Source organism: Nocardioides sp. CFH 31398 (genome assembly GCF_022436705.1).
Taxonomy (GTDB): domain Bacteria; phylum Actinomycetota; class Actinomycetes; order Propionibacteriales; family Nocardioidaceae; genus Nocardioides.
This window is the reverse complement of record NZ_JAKUHT010000013.1, coordinates 156,039-173,373: the sequence shown is the minus strand read 5'-3', so window position 1 is coordinate 173,373 and position 17,335 is coordinate 156,039. Positions and strand designations below refer to the sequence as shown.

Annotated in this window: 17 protein-coding genes; 3 read left to right on the top strand and 14 right to left on the bottom strand. The window is 74.6% G+C overall.

The window, feature by feature from the left end; all coding sequences use genetic code 11:
• Window positions 1–50: 50 nt before the first annotated feature.
• The 10 genes from MJ876_RS13330 to MJ876_RS13285 all read right to left on the bottom strand — a co-directional run bounded on the left by MJ876_RS13330 (window position 51) and on the right by MJ876_RS13285 (window position 7,645).
• The gene (locus MJ876_RS13330) at window positions 51–434 is read right to left on the bottom strand and encodes a DUF3037 domain-containing protein (protein ID WP_240236800.1); all 384 of its coding nucleotides are present in this window, start codon (window positions 432–434) and stop codon (window positions 51–53) included.
• Window positions 431–1,222 carry a HipA family kinase gene (locus MJ876_RS13325; protein WP_240236796.1) on the bottom strand — a complete coding sequence of 264 codons (792 nt, stop codon included), beginning with the start codon at window positions 1,220–1,222 and terminating at the stop codon, window positions 431–433. The genes MJ876_RS13330 and MJ876_RS13325 overlap by 4 nt, the downstream gene beginning before the upstream one ends.
• Complete coding sequence (locus MJ876_RS13320; protein WP_240236794.1) at window positions 1,219–2,058, bottom strand: polyphosphate kinase 2 family protein; 840 nt, start codon at window positions 2,056–2,058, stop codon at window positions 1,219–1,221. Before MJ876_RS13320 ends, MJ876_RS13325 begins: the two co-directional genes overlap by 4 nt.
• Window positions 2,059–2,068: 10 nt before the next feature.
• Window positions 2,069–2,668, bottom strand: a complete 600-nt coding sequence (locus tag MJ876_RS13315) for a regulatory protein RecX (protein ID WP_240236792.1) — start codon at window positions 2,666–2,668, stop codon at window positions 2,069–2,071.
• Complete coding sequence (gene recA / locus MJ876_RS13310; protein ID WP_240236929.1) at window positions 2,658–3,710, bottom strand: recombinase RecA; 1,053 nt, start codon at window positions 3,708–3,710, stop codon at window positions 2,658–2,660. The genes MJ876_RS13315 and recA overlap by 11 nt, the downstream gene beginning before the upstream one ends.
• A 165-nt stretch (window positions 3,711–3,875) precedes the next feature.
• Window positions 3,876–4,352, bottom strand: coding sequence for a hypothetical protein (locus MJ876_RS13305; protein ID WP_240236790.1), 477 nt, complete (start codon window positions 4,350–4,352; stop codon window positions 3,876–3,878).
• Window positions 4,349–5,530: a molybdopterin-dependent oxidoreductase gene (locus MJ876_RS13300; RefSeq protein WP_240236788.1), complete on the bottom strand. Its 1,182-nt coding sequence runs from the start codon at window positions 5,528–5,530 to the stop codon at window positions 4,349–4,351. Before MJ876_RS13300 ends, MJ876_RS13305 begins: the two co-directional genes overlap by 4 nt.
• A gap of 11 nt (window positions 5,531–5,541) precedes the next feature.
• Complete coding sequence (locus MJ876_RS13295) at window positions 5,542–6,222, bottom strand: methyltransferase domain-containing protein (RefSeq protein WP_240236786.1); 681 nt, start codon at window positions 6,220–6,222, stop codon at window positions 5,542–5,544.
• Window positions 6,219–6,959: a DUF2064 domain-containing protein gene (locus MJ876_RS13290; protein ID WP_240236784.1), complete on the bottom strand. Its 741-nt coding sequence runs from the start codon at window positions 6,957–6,959 to the stop codon at window positions 6,219–6,221. The genes MJ876_RS13295 and MJ876_RS13290 overlap by 4 nt, the downstream gene beginning before the upstream one ends.
• The gene (locus MJ876_RS13285; protein WP_240236782.1) at window positions 6,956–7,645 is read right to left on the bottom strand and encodes a glycosyltransferase family 2 protein; all 690 of its coding nucleotides are present in this window, start codon (window positions 7,643–7,645) and stop codon (window positions 6,956–6,958) included. Before MJ876_RS13285 ends, MJ876_RS13290 begins: the two co-directional genes overlap by 4 nt.
• Before the next feature lie 51 nt (window positions 7,646–7,696).
• On the opposite strand from MJ876_RS13285, the gene MJ876_RS13280 reads away from it, so the two are divergent.
• On the top strand, window positions 7,697–9,106 hold the full coding sequence (locus tag MJ876_RS13280) for a hypothetical protein (protein WP_240236780.1): 1,410 nt from the start codon (window positions 7,697–7,699) through the stop codon (window positions 9,104–9,106).
• A 182-nt stretch (window positions 9,107–9,288) separates the two neighbouring features.
• On the opposite strand, the gene MJ876_RS13275 is transcribed toward MJ876_RS13280, so the two are convergent.
• Genes MJ876_RS13275 through MJ876_RS13265 form a run of 3 tightly spaced genes read right to left on the bottom strand, consistent with a single transcriptional unit; the run spans window position 9,289 to window position 11,370 of the window.
• Entirely contained in the window at window positions 9,289–10,332 is a 1,044-nt protein-coding gene (locus MJ876_RS13275; protein WP_240236779.1) for an NAD(P)-dependent oxidoreductase, read from the bottom strand.
• Window positions 10,332–11,150, bottom strand: coding sequence for an S-methyl-5'-thioadenosine phosphorylase (locus MJ876_RS13270; protein ID WP_240236778.1), 819 nt, complete (start codon window positions 11,148–11,150; stop codon window positions 10,332–10,334). Before MJ876_RS13270 ends, MJ876_RS13275 begins: the two co-directional genes overlap by 1 nt.
• Before the next feature lie 25 nt (window positions 11,151–11,175).
• Window positions 11,176–11,370 carry a DUF3046 domain-containing protein gene (locus MJ876_RS13265; RefSeq protein WP_240236777.1) on the bottom strand — a complete coding sequence of 65 codons (195 nt, stop codon included), beginning with the start codon at window positions 11,368–11,370 and terminating at the stop codon, window positions 11,176–11,178.
• A gap of 62 nt (window positions 11,371–11,432) precedes the next feature.
• Between MJ876_RS13265 and MJ876_RS13260 the strand changes: the two genes are divergently transcribed.
• Complete coding sequence (locus tag MJ876_RS13260; RefSeq protein WP_240236776.1) at window positions 11,433–11,942, top strand: GNAT family N-acetyltransferase; 510 nt, start codon at window positions 11,433–11,435, stop codon at window positions 11,940–11,942.
• Between the two features lie 65 nt (window positions 11,943–12,007).
• Window positions 12,008–16,786 (top strand): DEAD/DEAH box helicase, encoded by a 4,779-nt coding sequence (locus MJ876_RS13255; RefSeq protein ID WP_240236775.1) that lies wholly within the window; start codon window positions 12,008–12,010, stop codon window positions 16,784–16,786.
• Window positions 16,787–16,795: 9 nt separating this feature from the next.
• Here the strand turns inward: MJ876_RS13255 and MJ876_RS13250 are convergent, their stop codons facing one another.
• Window positions 16,796–17,095, bottom strand: coding sequence for a helix-turn-helix domain-containing protein (locus MJ876_RS13250; RefSeq protein ID WP_240236774.1), 300 nt, complete (start codon window positions 17,093–17,095; stop codon window positions 16,796–16,798).
• Window positions 17,096–17,335: the final 240 nt, after the last annotated feature.

Sequence of the window (17,335 nt, the reverse complement as noted above, 5' to 3'; positions counted from 1 at the left end):
TCAGGCAGCGGCCAGGGTCTGGTGCGGTCGCCGCTCGACCACCGTGCGGGTCAGCGCACGTACACGTCCAGCAGCCGCGCGAGGCACGCCCGGGGGTCGTCGGTGATGCCCCCGTGGACGGGTCCGGGGCGCAGCACCGTGCTGCGCGGCGCCTTCAGGTAGCCGAAGCGGTGGCTGCGGGCGCCGCGGGCGGCCTCTCCCCCGGCGTCGGTGTCGCCGGCGCAGACCGCGTCGACGAACCGCAGTGCCGTCTCGAGGTCGGCGGGGTCCACCGACGGGTCGAGCGCGCGCAGCCGGTCGGCGTCCAGGTGCCAGGCGGCGCCCAGCAGGTCGGCGTCCTGGCTGTGCAGCACCACGCCGACGTTGAGGAACTCCTCGCGGTGCGCGCGGGGCACGCAGCGCAGGACGACGTACTCGTACGCCGAGCCGGTCACGCGTCACCGCCGGGCAGCCACTGGCGGGTGCCGAGCCGGGCCCGCAGGAAGGCGACGTACGCCGCACGCAGCGCCGCCGGGTCCTCCGCGCCGGGCACCGGGTCCAACCAGGCGTCGGGGACGCGGGCCAGCACGGCCTCGAGCACCTCGTCGGTCAGCGCCGCGCCCAGCTCCTCGTCGAGCTCCCGTGCGCGACCCGCGGACGACGCGAGCAGGTGGTCGCCCGCGTCCCAGCGCTGGGCGGCGAACCGGGCCGGGTCACCGACGCCGCCCGGCCAGGAGTGGTGGAAGTACAGCGCGGCCCCGTGGTCGATCACCCACAGGCGGCGGTGCCACCACAGCAGGTTCGGGTTGCGCCAGCTGCGGTCCACGTTGGCGCACAGGGCGTCCAGCCACAGCACACGGGCGGCGACGTCGGGCTCGGCGCTCGCCTGGCCGTCGTAGCCGAACGCCCCAGGGAGGAAGTCGACGCCGAGGTTGAGGCCGACACTGGCCCGCAGCAGGTCCTGGACCTCCTCGTCGGCCTCGTAGCGGGTCAGCGCCCGGGTCAGGTCCACGGCGACCTGGCGCGGTGTCGCCAGGCCGATCGCCTCGGCGATCCCGGCGACGACGACCTCGGCCACGAGCACGCGCGGGCCCTGGCCGGCGCCGCGGTACTTGACGACGTACGTGCCGAGGTCGTCGGCCTCCATGAGACCCGGCAGGGAGCCTCCCTCGCGCAGCGGGGCGACGTAGCGGGTGGCGACGACGGTGCGCAGGCCGTCGGGGTCCTCGCTCGGCTGGGTCACGAGATCGGGTCCTCCTCGAGCAGGCGGCGCCGCTCGGCCTCCACGTCGACCTGGGAGGGCGGCCAGACCGGGGCCATCTCGGCGAGGGTGTCGCGCAGCAGGTGGGCCACGGCGAGGTTGCGGTACCACTTCCGGTCCGCGGGGACGACGTACCAGGGCGCGACCTCGGTGCTCGTCCGCTCCAGGGCCGTCTCGTACGCCGCGGCGTAGTCCGACCACCGCGCGCGGTCGTCGATGTCCGACGCGGCGAGCTTCCAGTGCTTTGTGGGGTCGTCCATGCGCGACAGCAGTCGCTCCTTCTGCTCGTCGGGCGAGATCAGCAGCAGGCACTTGAGCACCCGGGTCCCGGACTCGACCAGCTCGGCCTCGAAGTCGTTGATGGCGCCGTAGCGGCGCTCGATCTCCGCGTCGTCCGCGAGACCCCGCACCTTGACCGCCAGCACGTCCTCGTAGTGCGACCGGTCGAAGACCCCGATCTGCCCGGGGTCCGGCAGGGCACGCCGGATGCGCCACAGGAAGTCGTGCGCGAGCTCCTCGGCGCTCGGCGCTCCGAACCCGGTGATGCGCAGGCCCTGCGGGTCGACGAGACCGGCGACGTGGCGCACGGTGCCGCCCTTGCCCGCGGTGTCCATGCCCTGCAGGACGAGCAGCACCCGCCGCGTGGAGCCCGTGGTCCGCTCGGCGTACAGGCGCTCCTGCAGGTCACCGAGCTCCGGGGCGACCGCGGCCAGGGCCTCGCGGCCGGCCGCCTTGTCGCCATCGAAGCCCGGCGTCGCCCGGGTGTCGTACGACGCGAGGTCGACCTCGCCGGGCGGCAGGCGGAGCAGCTCGAGCATGGCCGCCAGCCTAGGAGGAGACGTCCTCCGGCAGGTCCGCGGCGTCCTCGCGGTCCTCGGCCAGGACCTCGCGGACCACGGCGTACGCCACGCCGGGCGGGTGGCCCTTGCGGGCGAGCATGCCGACGAGGCGCTGGGTGGCCTTCGGTGTCTCCACCCCGCGCAGCGACCGCAGCCTGCGCCGCACCAGGGTGCGCGCCGCCTCCCGCTCGTCGTCGGGGTCCACCTCGTCGAGCGCCGCCCAGACGTCGGTGTCGGCGACCCCCTTGCGGCGCAGCTCGGCCGACAGCGCCCGTCGGGCCAGACCCTTGCCCGGGCCGCGTGAGGCGACCCAGGCCCGGGCGAACGCCTCGTCGTCGATGAGGCCGACCTCGGTGAACCGGTCCAGCAGACGGGTGGCGACGTCGTCCGGGACGTCCTTCGCCGCCAGCTTCTCCGCCAGCTGCGCCCGGCTGCGGGCCTGCGCGGTGAGCTGGTTCAGCAGGATGGACCGCGCCCGCTCCTCCGCCTCGGCCTCCGTCTCCGGGGCCCTCTCCCGCGGGGGTGCGGGCTCGGTCGTCCTCCTGGCCCGACGGCGCCCCGACGGCCCGGTGGTCGACCTAGAAGTCATCGACACCGATGGGCTCGTCGGACAGGTCGTCGGCCGGGTTGTCGACCGTCGGGCCCACGCCGAGCTTCTCGAGGATCTTCTTCTCGAGCTCGTCGGCCAGGTCGGGGTTGTCGCGCAGGAAGCCGCGGGCGTTCTCCTTGCCCTGGCCCAGCTGGTCGCCCTCGTAGGTGTACCAGGCACCCGACTTGCGGACGAGGCCCGCCTCGACGCCGACGTCGATCAGACCGCCCTCGCGGCTGATGCCCTTGCCGTACATGATGTCGAACTCCGCCTGCTTGAACGGCGGGGCGACCTTGTTCTTCACGACCTTGACCCGGGTCCGGTTGCCGACCATGTCCTGGCCGTCCTTCAGGGTCTCGATGCGGCGCACGTCGAGGCGGACCGAGGAGTAGAACTTCAGCGCGCGACCACCGGTCGTGGTCTCCGGCGAGCCGAACATCACGCCGATCTTCTCGCGCAGCTGGTTGATGAAGATCGCGGTCGTGCCGGCGCCGTTGAGGGCACCGGTCATCTTGCGCAGCGCCTGGCTCATCAGGCGGGCCTGGAGGCCGACGTGGGAGTCGCCCATCTCGCCCTCGATCTCGGCACGGGGCACCAGCGCCGCGACGGAGTCGATGACGATGAGGTCGAGGGCGCCGGAGCGGATCAGCATGTCGGCGATCTCGAGGGCCTGCTCGCCGGAGTCCGGCTGCGAGACCAGCAGCGCGTCGGTGTCGACACCGAGCGCCTTCGCGTAGTCGGGGTCCAGCGCGTGCTCCGCGTCGATGAAGGCCACGACGCCGCCGGCGCGCTGGGCGCTGGCCACCGCGTGCAGGGCGACGGTCGTCTTTCCGGAGGACTCCGGGCCGTAGATCTCGACGACACGGCCGCGCGGCAGGCCGCCGAGGCCGAGCGCGACGTCCAGGGCGATCGACCCCGTGGGGATCACCTCCAGGGGGGCGCGGGTCTCGTCGCCGAGCCGCATCACCGACCCCTTGCCGAACTGCTTCTCGATGTTGGCGAGCGCTACGTCGAGCGCCTTCTCGCGGTCTCCACCGGCCATGGTCCACTCCGTCCTCGAGGTCACCGGCCGGGCGTCTGCCGACCTGTGGGTGACGCTAGGTGCGGCCACCGACAACGGCCGGGGCTGCGCCCCGGGGCTGTGGAGGACTCGACCCGTCGTCCGCCTGTGGACACCACAGTAACGAACAGATGTTCGACGCGGGAGCTACGGTCGCGGCGTGTCGGAGGGCGTGTCGGAGGGTGTGTCGTCGAGCGACGCGCTGAGGTCCTCCGGGCCGGTCCGACGCCGTGCGGACCGCACCAGCGCGCCGGCGACGACCACCCCCAGCACGACGCCGACGAGCACGAGGTAGCCGGTCGTGTAGTCCCGGTCCAGCAGCGTCGGGTTGTCCGGCAGGGCCCCGAAGCGACCCAGGAACGGGATCGCCACGACCGTGACGGTCGCGAGCACGACGAAGGCCAGTCCCGCCGGGGCGCGCCACGAGGTGGGCAGCAGGCGGCCGAGCAGAGCGACGAGGACCAGCGTGACGGGAACCAGCAGCAGGTCGTGCACCAGCGCCCCGCCGATCAGCCACACGAGCGCCGAGACGATCTGCTCGCGGTCCTCCCCCGCCAGCAGGAACCCGCCGTACGCCGCGACGGCGGTGCCCACGACGGCGAGCAGCAGGCGGCCGGCGCTCACAGCGTCTCCAGGCGGGTGACCCACTTGGTCTGCAGGACCCCGGGGCGGTTGGGAGCGATGACGCGGCAGGGGTAGCCGTGGTCCATGGACAGCGTCTCGCCGTTGACCTCGAGGGCGAGCAGGGTCAGCGGGTCGTCGGCGAAGCTCGCCGGCAGCCGCGACGCCGAGAAGGCCCCCCGCGTCTGAAGCGAGTAGACCCCGACGTCTGCGCCGCTGGTGCCGACCGCCGCCATGACGTCGCTCATGCGGGGCCCGGTCCAGGTGGCCGACGCGCTCCACCCCTCCACGCAGGCGATGGGGAGCTCGACGGTCTGCTGCGGCAGGGCACGCAGGTCGTCCAGGGTCAGCTCGGTGGTGTCCCCGCCGCGGACGAGGGTGAGCCGCCAGGACGACCCGACCGCGTCGTCGCCGACGCCGGCGGCCTCGGCGGAGCGGTTGATGGGCAGGCCCTGCGGGCCGTCACCGGTGCGCACGCCGAGCACGGAGACCCACCGCAGGAACGGCACGGTGGCCCCGGCCGTGGCCACCGCCGCGACGGCCGCGGCGGCCCAGGTGCTGCGCAGCAGCCCGCGGCGCGACAGGGCGCCGGGACGCTCGACCGCGGTCGTGACGTCGTACGGCGGCGGGTGCTCGGGGTCGTCGTCCTCGACGTCGCGGGCGTAGGCCCCCCGGATGACCGGGAGCTTGAGCGCGACGTGGACGACGATCGCGCCGATCGCCAGCCAGGCGACGGCGTAGTGGGTCGGGCGGAAGGAGAACGACCAGGGGTACCACTGCGTGGAGTTCATCAGCCCGGTGACGAGCTGGAAGACGCCGGCGGCGACCAGGACGAGGGTGGCCAGCCGCTCCAGGCCGTGGACGACGGCTGCGCGCGGCGGCCAGGCCACGACGGGCTTGAACAGCCGCGGGTAGACCGTCCACAGCTTGACGAGCAGGAGCGGGATCGTGGCCGTGCCGGTGATGACGTGCAGGCCCTGGGTGACCCGGTAGCCCCAGGTGGGGCGGGTCGGGAAGGCGACCAGCGGGTCGGGCACCTGGGCCCAGTGGCTGATCAGCCCGGTCAGGAAGCAGACGCCGAAGGTGATCCCGAGCCACGTGCCGATCCTGGCGGCGACGGCCGGGCTGTGAAGCCGCGAGGTGAAGTCCGCCTGCGACGGGGCGCGCACGGACAGGGCCACCGGGTGCTCCGTCAGTCCGCGGAGACGAGCACGGTGAACCACCGCTCGCCGTACTGGTGGAACTCCTGGACGGCCAGGCCGACCTCGGCCGCGACCTCGTCGATCGCGTCCGTGCCGACGACCGACCAGCGGAACGGCCGGCTGCGCAGGCCGCCGGCCTCCAGGCACGCCCACATCGTGGAGAAGCCGGCGCCGGGCGGGGACAATTCGACCACCACGCGGCCGCCCGGGTCGAGCAGCTCCTTGGTCCGGGCGAGCAGCGCGACGGGGTCGCCGCCGATGCCGATGTTGCCGTCCGCGAGCAGGGCGCTCTGCCAGCGTCCCTCGCCGGGCAGGGTGTCGAAGACGTTGCGGACGATCGCGGACACGCCGCGGTCGCGGGTCTGCAGCACGGCCTCGTGCACCACGTCGATGCCCAGCACGGTGTGCCCGACGTCGGCGAGGTGCTCGGCCATGCGACCCGGGCCGCAGCCGATGTCGAGGGTCGGGCCCTCGCACAGGGCGAGCAGGGCGCGGTCGGCCGCGTCGGCCTCGCGCTTCCACTCGGAGACCGGGAGGTGCTCGGGGGCGTCGCCGACGCCCACGACGGTGCACGACTCACCGCGCAGCGCGGCGGCGAACACGGAGGTGAAGGAGGCGTCGGAGGTGACGCCGGCGTCGGCGAGGACGTCGTCCGCGGGTTCCAGGCTCATCGGGTGGCACCCACGTCCACCCCGACGTCACGGGTGCCGGCGCGGGCGACCAGGCCGGTCCAGGCGCGGGCGAACTCGCCGTCCGGGGCGAGCCCGACGACCGCCTCGGCGTCGGCGACGGTGTCGACGTCGCGGAGCACCGGCAGGTCGGCGACCGTCAGCCCCCCGGCCACGAGGGCCGCGTGGGTGTCGTCGTACGTCGTGGGCGTGGACATCGGCACGGGCGCGAGGAGCCCGGCGCCCGCGGGGTCGCGCAGGGCGAGCACCCACCAGCCGCCGTCCTCAGCCGGCCCGAGCGCGGCGTCCGCGGACCCCAGGGCGTCGGCGGCGGCGCGGAGCGCGGCCCCCGTCACCTGGGGTGTGTCCATGCCGATCTGCACCGTGGTCCCTCCCGTGCCCCGCTGCGCCATCGCGCGCGCGGCGTCCTCGTGGGCGGCGGCGATGCGCTCGCCGAGCCCGTCCCCCCGCTGCGGCGCGACGTGCCAGCCGTCGATCGCCGCCGTCAGCTCCTCGCCCCGCACGGCCTCCGCCAGGTCGCCGGCGAGCGCCAGGTGGCACCGGTCGGCCCCGAAGGCGTCGGTGCAGGCGCGGAGCGTGTCGAGCAGCGCGGCGGCGGCCGCCTCCGCGGCCTCGTCGAGCCCGATGTCGGCGCCCAGGCGGGTCTTCACGGCTCCGGCGACCGGCGCCTTCGCCAGCACCAGGGCGTGCGCAGGGGACAGTCCGTCCTGCGTCGTCATGAGAGCACCTTCCAGAAGTCCCGCGCCGTTCGTACCGTGCCGGTGACCGACCCGGACACCTTCGAGCGGGTGCCCTCGGCGCGGGGGTGGTAGCCGACGTCGTGCTCGCTCACCCGCCAGCCGGCCAGGGTCACCTTCTGCAGCAGCTCCACAGGGTATCCGAACCGCCTGTCCCGCACGTCCAGGTCGAGCAGCGCCCGCCTGCGGCAGACCCGCATCGGCGCGATGTCGTGCGCGTCCATCCGGATCCGCCGGCGCAACCAGGCCACGATCAGCTGGTTGCCCGCGCGGGCGTGCCAGGGCCACACGCCCCGGCGCACCGGACGACGCCGGCCGACCGCCATGTCGGCCCGCCCCGAGCGGACGTCGTCGAGCAGGACGAGCAGCTCGTCGGGGTCGAAGGAGCCGTCGCCGTCCATGACGGCGAGGTAGTCCCTCGTCGCGGCCTCCACCCCGGCGTGCACGGCTGCGCCGTACCCCGGGACCGTCTCCCGCACCACCTGGGCGCCGTTCTCGACGGCGACACGGGCCGTGTCGTCGGTGGAGTTGTTGTCGACGACGATCACCGAGAAGGCCGCGGGGATGCGCGGCAGCAGGTCGCGCAGCGCCGGCCCCTCGTCCTTGCAGGGCAGGACGAGATCACAGCAGGGCTGGGCGCCCGACGACTGCTTCTCGGTCGACGACATAGGGGACAACCTATGTCGGACACGGTTGGGCCATCTCCTAGGCTCCCCGGCATGTCGACCACCCGGCGCGCCGACGACCTCGCGACCACGCCGGGCAGGGCCTCCGCCCGGGGAGCCGCGATCGGCCTAGCGGTGACGCTGGTCGTGATGGCGGCCTCGACCGCCGTGCCCCTGCTGACGGGGTGGGAGGTGTGGACGCACTCGACCATCGAGGGCGACGAGTTCCCGCCGCTGCACTCGCGCTGGGACCCGAAGGTCGGCCCCGGGACGATCCCGGCCGTCGCGATCGCCGTCCTGGGCCTGCTGTTCGCCCGGAAGGTCGCCGAGCGCCTGTCGTGGCGGCCCCTGCTCGCCGTGTCGTACGTCGTGGGGCTGGGCTGGCTGCTGTCGCTGGCGTACGTCGACGGCTCGTACGGGATCTCGCGGGTGCTGGGGAACCCGTACGAGTACCTGATCACCGCCCGGGAGATCACCGACATCCCCGCGATGATCGACGGCTTCACCGAGCGGATCCCCTACGCGCACCCCGACAACTGGGTGGTGCACATCGCCGGCCACCCGCCGGGGATGTTCCTCTACTTCGTGTGGCTCGACCGCCTCGGGCTGGGCGGCGACTGGATCTCCGGCATCGTCGTCACCCTGGCCGGCGCGACCACTCCCCTGGCGCTGATGGTGGCCATGAGGGCGCTCGGCGCCGAGGCGATGGTGCGCCGCGCGCTGCCCTTCCTGGTGCTCGGCCCCGCCGCCCTGTTCACGGCGGTCTCCGCCGACGCCCTCATCGCAGTCACCGCCTCGTGGGGCCTCGCCCTCATGGCGATCGCCGGCACCCGCTCCTCACGGGGCGCCATGGCGGCCTGGGGCGCGGCGGCGGGCGTCGTCCTCGGCTGGACGGTCATGACGTCCTGGGGCATCCCCCTGATCGGCCTGGTGGCGCTGACGATCCTGTGGCTGACCCGCTCGTGGTGGCTGTTCCCGGTGGTCGCGGGCGCCGCGCTCGTGCCCGTGCTGGTCTTCTCGTTCTACGGCTTCCACTGGTGGGAGGCGTTCCCCGTGCTGCGCGAGCGCTACTGGGACGGCCTGGCCTCCGACCGCCCCGCGGCGTACTGGATGTGGGGCAACCTCGGCGCCCTGGCGTACGCCGCCGGCCCCGCCGTCGGCGCCGGCCTCGGTCGCCTCGCCGCGATGCGGCCCTCCCGGCTCGACACCGTCGCCGAGGAGACCGGCACCGACCGCCGCGCCGTCACGGTGACCGTCGCCCTGTCGCTCGCCATGGCGGCCGCCGTCACCGCCGCCGACCTGTCGCGGATGAGCAAGGCCGAGGTCGAGCGCATCTGGCTGCCGTTCGTGCCGTGGCTGCTGCTCGCCACCGCCCTGCTCCCCGCCCGCTGGCGCACCCCCCTGCTGGGGCTCGGGCTGGTCGTGGCGCTCGTCGTCCAGCACCTGTTCTACACGTCCTGGTAGCGCTCGTCACACGTGTCGCAGGGGCCTCACCTGTCGCGGGTTTCACCAGCCGGCTGGTGATGTCCCGACCTGGCCCCCGAAGCTTCGTCAGCCAGGTCGCGACATCACGGGTCGGCTGGTGAAACCCCCGGATCGGCCCCGGATCGGCCCAGATCAGCCCCGACCCCGGATCGACCCCGGGATCAGGCCCGGAGCGGGGCGGTGGCGAAGTCGGCGAGGCCCTCGGTGGGGCGGACGCGGGCGGTGAAGCCGAGCTCGGCGGCGGCGCGCTCGGGGGAGGCGACGATGTGGCGGACGTCGCCGAGGCGGTACTGCCCGGTGACGACGGGCTCGATCCCGCTGCCGGTGCCGGCGGCGACGCGGCGGGCGACGTCGAGGATGGCGACGGGCTCGCCCGAGCAGACGTTGTACGCCGCGTGGGAACCGACCGGCGCCCGGAGGACGGCGTCGATCGACAGCACGTTGGCGCGGGCGACGTCGGTGACGTGGACGAAGTCGCGCATCTGGCCGCCGTCCTCGTAGACGGTCGGCGCCTCGCCGCGCTCGAGCGCGGAGCGGAACATCGCCGCGACGCCCGAGTACGGCGTGTCGCGGGGCATGCCCGGGCCGTAGACGTTGTGGTAGCGCAGCGACACCGCCGCCGCGCCCGCCTGTCGGACCCACGCGATCGCGTAGTGCTCCTGCGCGACCTTGGAGGCGGCGTAGCTGCTGCGGGGGTCGAGGCGGGCGTCCTCGTCGACGGTCTCCCACCCGAGCGGCTCGCCGCAGACGGGGCACGGGTTCTCGAACGCGCCGCCGTCGAGGGCCTCCGTGGTGCGGGTGCCCGGGAGCTGGTGGCCGTGGGTGGGGCAGGCGTAGCGCCCCTCGCCGTACACGACCATCGAGGACGCCTGCACGAGCCGGGAGACGCCGTGCTCGGTCATGGCGGCCATCAGGACGGCGGTGCCGAGGTCGTTGTGGCCGGCGTACTCCGGCATGTCGGCCACGGTCACCCCGGCGCCGACCATCGCGGCCTGGTGGCAGACGACGTCGACGCCGTCGAGCAGCTCGCCCCAGGCGCCGGCGTCGCGGACGTCGAGCTGGTGGACGCCGTCCGGCGCCGCGGCGGCCCCGTGGGCCGCGGGGAGCATGAGGTCGACGCCGACGACCTCGTCGCCCCGCTCGGTGAGCTGGGAGGCGATCTGCGCGCCGATGAACCCGGCAGCGCCGGTGAGCAGGACGCGCATCAGCGGCCCGGGATCTCGTAGGTGAGCTCGACCCCGTCGGTCCACGCGGCGCAGGAGCAGCCGTCGGGGTCGGGCAGGTCGGCGATGGTGTGCGTCAGCAGCTCCTTGAGCCGCTCGATCCTGCTCGCGAACAGCGCGAACACCTCGTCCTGGGAGACCCCGGAGCCCTCCTCGACGCCGGCGTCCATGTCGGTGACCAGGGCGATCGCGGAGTAGCACATCGTCATCTCGCGGGCCAGCACCGCCTCGGGGTGCCCGGTCATGTTGACGAGCGTCCAGCCCTGGGCGGCGTAGTGCTGCGACTCCGCCCGCGTCGAGAAGCGGGGGCCCTCGATGACGACCATCGTGCCGCCGTGGGCGACGTCGTCGCCCTGCACGGCCGCGGACAGGCGCCCGCAGTACGGGTCGGCGAACGGCAGGTGCACCGCGCCGGTCTCGACGTAGGACTGGGTGCGGGTGAAGGTGCGGTCGACCAGCTGGTCGGGCACCACGATGTCGCCGGGGGCGACCTCGGTGCGCAGGCCCCCCACGGCGCACGGCGCGAGGACCTGTCGCACGCCCAGCGACCGCAGCGCCCAGAGGTTCGCCCGGTAGTTGATGGCGTGGGGCGGGAAGGCGTGGTGCTGCCCGTGCCGCGGGAGGAACGCCACCGAGCGCCCGGAGACCGTGCCGATCGCGATCGTGGACGACGGGTCGCCGTACGGCGTGGTCACGGTGTGCTCGACCGGGTCGTCGAGGAACGAGTAGAAGCCGGTGCCGCCGATGACGGCGACGTCGGCGGAGGGCTGGTCCTGGGGCTCGGCCGCGGGTGTGCTCACAGCCGAACTCTGCCAGCCCGGGCCCTCAGCGCTGGGACGCGGGCAGCCCCAGGACCTCCCAGACCGCCGCCCAGACCTGCTTCGGGGGGACGCCGGCCGCGAGCGCCTGCTGCGGCGTGCGGCCGTCGAGGGCGGCGATGACGGTCTGGCCCGCCCAGAACTCCGCGTAGTCCTCCCCCAGCGCCTCACGCAGGCGTGCCCAGAGCTCGGTGTGCCTCACCCGGCCATCCTCCCAGCCGGACCCACGGGCGCGCCGGGGCCGGGGTCCGCGATGATGTCGCGATGCCTGGCTATGCCACCCGCTCCGCGACCGAGCGCGACCTCGCCACGATCGCCTCGATCTACAACCACGCCGTCGAGCACAGCCACGCCACCTTCGACCTCGAGCCACCCGACCTCGACTACTGGCGCGCCCGCCTCGACGGGCAGCACCCGGGCGACCACCTCCTCGTCGCCGTCACCGAGGACGACGACGTGGTCGGCTACGCCTACTCGTGGTCCTTCCGGCCGCGTCCGGCGTACGACTACACCCGCGAGACCTCGATCTACCTCGACACCTCGGTGCGCGGGCAGGGCATCGGCCGGATGCTCTACCCGGCGCTGCTGCAGACCATGGCGGTCTCGGGGGTGCACACCGCCGTCGCCGCCGTGGCGCTGCCGAACCCGTCGAGCGAGAACCTGCACGTGCACTGCGGTTTCGAGAAGGTCGGCCACTTCAAGGGCGTGGGCTGGAAGTTCGGCCAGTGGATCGACATGGCCTTCTACCAGCGGATGCTCGTCACCCTCCCCTAGCCGCTCCGATCCGGGGTACCCGGCTCACCGAGGGCACCGTCGGTGCCGTCGGGAAGGATGGGCGGGTGAGCACGCAGGCGGAGGGACCGGGGGGAGCCGTGGCCCTGGAGGGGTTCAGCCCCGCGACGCGCACCTGGTTCTCCGCCGCGTTCGCCGAGCCGACCGCGGCGCAGGCGGGCGCGTGGGCCGCCATCCGCAGCGGCCGCCATGCCCTGGTCGTCGCCCCCACCGGGTCGGGCAAGACCCTGTCGGCGTTCCTGTGGTCCATCGACCGGCTGCTGACCACCGAGCCGCCGGAGGAGCCGCAGCACCGCTGCCGCGTCCTCTACGTCTCGCCGCTGAAGGCGCTGGCGGTGGACGTCGAGCGCAACCTCCGTGCGCCGCTGGCGGGCATCGGGCACACGGCCGCCAGGCTGGGGCAGTCCGTGCGCGACGTCGCGGTGGGGCTGAGGTCGGGAGACACCTCGGCCGCCGACCGCCGCAGCCTCGCCAGCCGCCCGCCCGACGTCCTCATCACGACGCCGGAGTCGCTGTTCCTGATGCTCACCTCCCAGGCGCGGGAGTCGCTGCGGGGCGTCGAGACGGTGGTCCTCGACGAGGTCCACGCCGTCGCCGGCACCAAGCGGGGCGCCCACCTCGCCCTCACCCTCGAGCGGCTCGACGCGCTGCTCGACAAGCCGGCGCAGCGCATCGGCCTGTCGGCCACCGTGCGCCCGCACGAGGAGGTCGCGCGCTTCCTGGGCGGCACGGCCCCGGTCGACGTGGTCGCCCCGCCCTCGGCAAAGGAGTGGGACCTCACGGTCGTCGTGCCCGTCGAGGACATGTCCCACCCCGCGCCGTACGACGACTCGCGGCTCGCCGCTCCCCCCGTCGAGCCGGTCGAGCCGCCCACCGGCGAGCCGATCCCGCCCGACCCGGACGCCGAGTCCGACGACGACCCCTTCGCGCACCTGTTCGGCGGCGCGGGCCCCGGTCCCGGCACCAGCCCGCCGGCGGCGCCGGCTGACCCGGAGCGGTCGGGGTCGTTGTGGCCGCACGTCGAGCGCAGCGTCCACGACCTCGTCGTGAAGCACTCCTCGACGATCGTGTTCGCGAACTCGCGTCGCCTCGCGGAGCGGCTCACGGCCAAGCTCAACGAGATCGCGGCCACCGACGCGGGCCTCGCCGCGGACGACGCGGCGGACCCCGACCTGCCGGCGGCCCAGAACCCCGGGCAGTCCGGCACGTCGCCCGGCGCGGCCCCGCTGGTCGCGAAGGCGCACCACGGCTCGGTGTCGAAGGAGCAGCGCGCGGTCATCGAGGACGAGCTCAAGCGCGGCGTCCTGCCCTGCGTGGTCGCCACCTCCAGCCTCGAGCTGGGCATCGACATGGGCGCGGTCGACCTCGTCGTCCAGGTGGAGTCCCCGCCGTCGGTGGCCAGCGCCCTGCAGCGCGTCGGACGGGCGGGTCACCAGGTGGGCGAGGTGTCGCGCGGCGTGCTCTACCCGAAGCACCGCGGCGACCTCGCGCAGACCGCGGTGGCGGTGCAGCGGATGCGCTCCGGGGCCATCGAGTCGCTGCGGGTGCCGGCGAACCCCCTCGACGTCCTCGCGCAGCAGGTCGTGGCGATGACCGCGCTCGACGCGTGGGACGTCGAGGAGCTCTACGCGCTGGTGCGCCGCAGCGCGCCGTTCTCGCAGCTGCCCCGCGGCGCCTTCGAGGCGACCCTCGACCTGCTGAGCGGCCGCTACCCCTCCGAGGAGTTCTCCGAGCTGCGCCCGCGCATCGTGTGGGACCGCGTCGCGCAGACCCTGACCGGCCGCCCCGGCGGCCAGCGCCTCGCGGTCACCAGCGGCGGCACCATCCCCGACCGCGGCATGTTCGGCGTCTTCCTGGCCGGCGGCGAGGGCCCCGGACGTCGTGTCGGCGAGCTCGACGAGGAGATGGTCTACGAGTCCCGCGTCGGTGACGTGTTCGCGCTGGGGGCCACGAGCTGGCGCATCGAGGACATCACCCACGACCGGGTCCTCGTCACGCCCGCCCCCGGTGTCCCGGGCCGGCTCCCGTTCTGGCGGGGTGACTCGCTGGGGCGCCCCTCCGAGCTCGGCGAGGCCATCGGCGCCTACACCCGCGAGCTGGCCGGGATGGACCCCGCGGCGGCGCGGGCGCGGGCGCGCGAGAACGACCTCGACGAGTGGGCGGCGGACAACCTCGTCGCCTACCTCGGCGAGCAGACCGACGCGATCCCCACGCTGCCCAGCGACCGGTCGCTCGTCGTCGAGCGGTTCCGCGACGAGCTCGGCGACTGGCGCCTGGTCCTCCACTCGCCGTACGGCACCCCGGTGCACGCGCCCTGGGCGCTGGCGATCAACGCCCGCCTGCGGGAGCGGTACGGCGTCGACGGACAGGCCGTGGCCTCGGACGACGGGATCGTGATCCGCATCCCCGACACCGACGGCGAGCCCCCGGGCGGCGACGTGGTGGTCTTCGAGCCCGACGAGATCGAGGACGTCGTGACCACCGAGGTCGGGTCGTCCTCGCTGTTCGCCTCGCGCTTCCGCGAGTGCGCGGCCCGCGCGCTGCTGCTCCCCCGCCGCGACCCCGGACGACGCTCGCCGCTGTGGCAGCAGCGCCAGCGCGCCGCCCAGCTGCTCGAGGTGGCCGTCCGCTACCCGTCGTTCCCGATCGTCCTCGAGGCCGTGCGGGAGTGCCTGCAGGACGTCTACGACCTGCCCGGCCTGGTCGGGCTGATGAGGCGGGTCGACCGGCGCGAGGTCAGCGTCACCGACGCCGAGACCTCGTCGCCGTCGCCGTTCGCCCGGACCCTGCTGTTCGGCTACGTGGCGCAGTTCGTCTACGAGGGCGACTCCCCCCTGGCGGAGCGCCGGGCCGCGGCACTGTCGCTCGACTCCAGCCTGCTGGCCGAGCTCCTGGGCCGCGCGGAGCTGCGCGAGCTGCTCGACCCCGACGTCCTCGTCGAGGTGGAGGCCGAGCTGCAGCGGCTCGCCGACGACCGCCGCTGCCGCGACGCCGAGGCCGTGGTCGACATGCTGCGGCTGCTCGGCCCCCTGACCACCGAGGAGATCACCGCGCGCAGCGTCGAGGAGGCCGGGGCGGACGTCGTCCGCGACTGGCTCGCCGACCTCGCGAGGGCGCGCCGCGTGGTGGAGGTCCGCGTGGCCGGGGAGGCCCGCTGGTGCGTCGTCGAGGACGTCGCCCGCCTGCGCGACGGCCTCGGCGTCCCCGTGCCCCCGGGGACCCCGTCGGCGTTCACCGACCCCGTCGAGGACCCGATCGGCGACCTGGTCTCCCGCTACGCGCGCAGCCACGGGCCGTTCACCGCCGACGAGGTGGCGGCCCGGCTGGGGCTGGGGGCCGCCGTCGTCCGGCAGGCCCTCGGCAGGCTGGCGGCCTCGGGGCGGGTCGTGGACGGCGAGTTCCGCCCCGCCGGTGCCGGCACCGAGTGGTGCGACGCCGAGGTCCTGCGCAAGCTGCGGCGTCGCTCCCTGGCGCGGCTGCGCAAGGAGGTCGAGCCCGTCGACCCCCAGGCGCTGGCGCGGTTCACCACCGCGTGGCAGCACGTCGTCGTCCCGGCCACCGGTCGCCGCCGCGGCGGGCGGGCCGGGCTGCGCGGCGTGGACGGCGTCCTCCAGGCGGTGGAGCAGCTGGCCGGGACCCCGGTGCCGGCGTCGGCGCTGGAGTCGCTCGTGCTGCCGGCCCGGGTCTCGGACTACTCCCCGGCGATGCTGGACGAGCTCACCGCGTCCGGCGAGGTCCTCTGGTCCGGCCACGGCTCGCTGGCCGGGTCGGACGGCTGGGTCTCCCTGCACCCCGCCGACATCGCACCGCTGACGCTGCCCGACAGCGAGGCCGCGGCCGCCCTTGAGGGCAGCGAGCTCGCGGACCGTGTGCTGGAGGCCCTCGAGCCCGGGGGCGCGTGGTTCTTCCGCCAGCTCGCCGACGCCCTGGGCACGACCGACGACGCCGCCCTGGCCGCGACCCTGTGGGACCTGGTCTGGGCCGGGCGCGTCAGCAACGACACGCTCGCCCCGCTCCGGGCGCTCGTGGGCGGGGGGCGCACGACCCACCGCAGCCGCCGGGCGCCGGCACGGACCCGCTCCCGCCGGCCGGGGCGTCCCGGCCGCGGCGGTCCGGGCGTGCCCACCCGCTCCGGGCCGCCAGAGACCGTCGGCCGCTGGGCCGCGCTGCCCGCGCTGGACGACGACCCGACGCGTCGCGCGCACGCCGCCGCGGAGAACCTCCTGGAGCGGTACGGCGTCGTCGTCCGCGGTGCCGTCGTCAACGAGCGGGTGCCCGGCGGGTTCGCGGGCGTCTACAAGGTGCTGTCCGCGTTCGAGGAGTCCGGCCGCTGCCGCCGGGGCTACTTCGTCGAGGGTCTCGGGGCCGCGCAGTTCGGCACCGCCGGCTCGGTGGACCGGTTGCGGACCTTCGCCGAGCTGCCGACCGACGCCGAGCCGGTCGCCGTCGCGCTGGCCGCGACCGACCCGGCCAGCCCGTACGGCGCCGCGCTCGCCTGGCCCGACCGGCCCACCGGGGAGGACGGCGGCACCGGGCACCGGCCCGGCCGCAAGGCGGGGGCCATGGTGGTCACGGTCGACGGTGCGCTCGTGCTGTACGTCGAGCGCGGCGGTCGCACCCTGCTGACGTGGAGCGACGACGAGAAGGTGCTCACCCCGGCCGCAGCCGCGCTTGCCGAGGCGGTGGCCGCAGGCTCGCTCGGCCGGTTGACGGTCGAGAAGGCGGACGGCACCCAGCTCCTCGGCGCGGGCACGACCCCGTTGCGGGCGGCCCTGGACGCCGCCGGGTTCGTCTCGACGCCCCGAGGCCTGCGGCTCCGGTCCTGACCCGGGAGGTCAGGCCGCGGAGGGGACCCGGCGCTGCGGCGCCGGAATGACGATCGGGGCCGGCACGCGCGCGGCCTCCTCGATCGCGGTGAGCTCGCTGACCTCACGCAGGACGTCGGACAGCGCCACGTCGAGGGCGTCGCACAGCGACGCGAGCAGCTCGGACGACGCCTCCTTGCGACCCCGCTCGACCTCGGAGATGTAGCCGAGGCTGACGCGCGCGTCGGCCGAGACCTGGCGCAGGGTGAGGCCACGTTCGGTGCGCAGGCGACGGAGGACCTGGCCCAGCAGGCTGCGGAACACCACCACGATGGCCTCCTCTCCACGTCGCTGACTGCCCGAGTGTTCTCGCAACGCTACTAGAGGCCCGGTTCTTCCCGACGCCGGACCGCCGTCGGACGCCGAGTCGGCACGTCTGCGCACGTCAGGACGGTCGAGTCGGCACGTCTGCGCATCCCAGGATGTCGCCGCCGACCGAGGAGTCGATATGCCCGCGCCCGCGGCGCGACCACAAGTCGTACGGCTCCATGACCCTGGGGCTGCTCAGAC

What these genes read in the sequence shown, in the direction of transcription:
- MJ876_RS13290 (WP_240236784.1), bottom strand. Translation starts at nt 6,959, where the DNA reads ATGACGACGCAGGACGGACTGTCCCCTGCGCACGCCCTGGTGCTGGCG.
- MJ876_RS13285 (WP_240236782.1), bottom strand. Translation starts at nt 7,645, where the DNA reads ATGTCGTCGACCGAGAAGCAGTCGTCGGGCGCCCAGCCCTGCTGTGAT.
- recA (WP_240236929.1), bottom strand. Translation starts at nt 3,710, where the DNA reads ATGGCCGGTGGAGACCGCGAGAAGGCGCTCGACGTAGCGCTCGCCAAC.
- MJ876_RS13320 (WP_240236794.1), bottom strand. Translation starts at nt 2,058, where the DNA reads ATGCTCGAGCTGCTCCGCCTGCCGCCCGGCGAGGTCGACCTCGCGTCG.
- MJ876_RS13295 (WP_240236786.1), bottom strand. Translation starts at nt 6,222, where the DNA reads ATGAGCCTGGAACCCGCGGACGACGTCCTCGCCGACGCCGGCGTCACC.
- MJ876_RS13275 (WP_240236779.1), bottom strand. Translation starts at nt 10,332, where the DNA reads ATGCGCGTCCTGCTCACCGGCGCTGCCGGGTTCATCGGCGCGCAGATC.
- MJ876_RS13280 (WP_240236780.1), top strand. Translation starts at nt 7,697, where the DNA reads ATGTCGACCACCCGGCGCGCCGACGACCTCGCGACCACGCCGGGCAGG.
- MJ876_RS13260 (WP_240236776.1), top strand. Translation starts at nt 11,433, where the DNA reads ATGCCTGGCTATGCCACCCGCTCCGCGACCGAGCGCGACCTCGCCACG.
- MJ876_RS13315 (WP_240236792.1), bottom strand. Translation starts at nt 2,668, where the DNA reads ATGACTTCTAGGTCGACCACCGGGCCGTCGGGGCGCCGTCGGGCCAGG.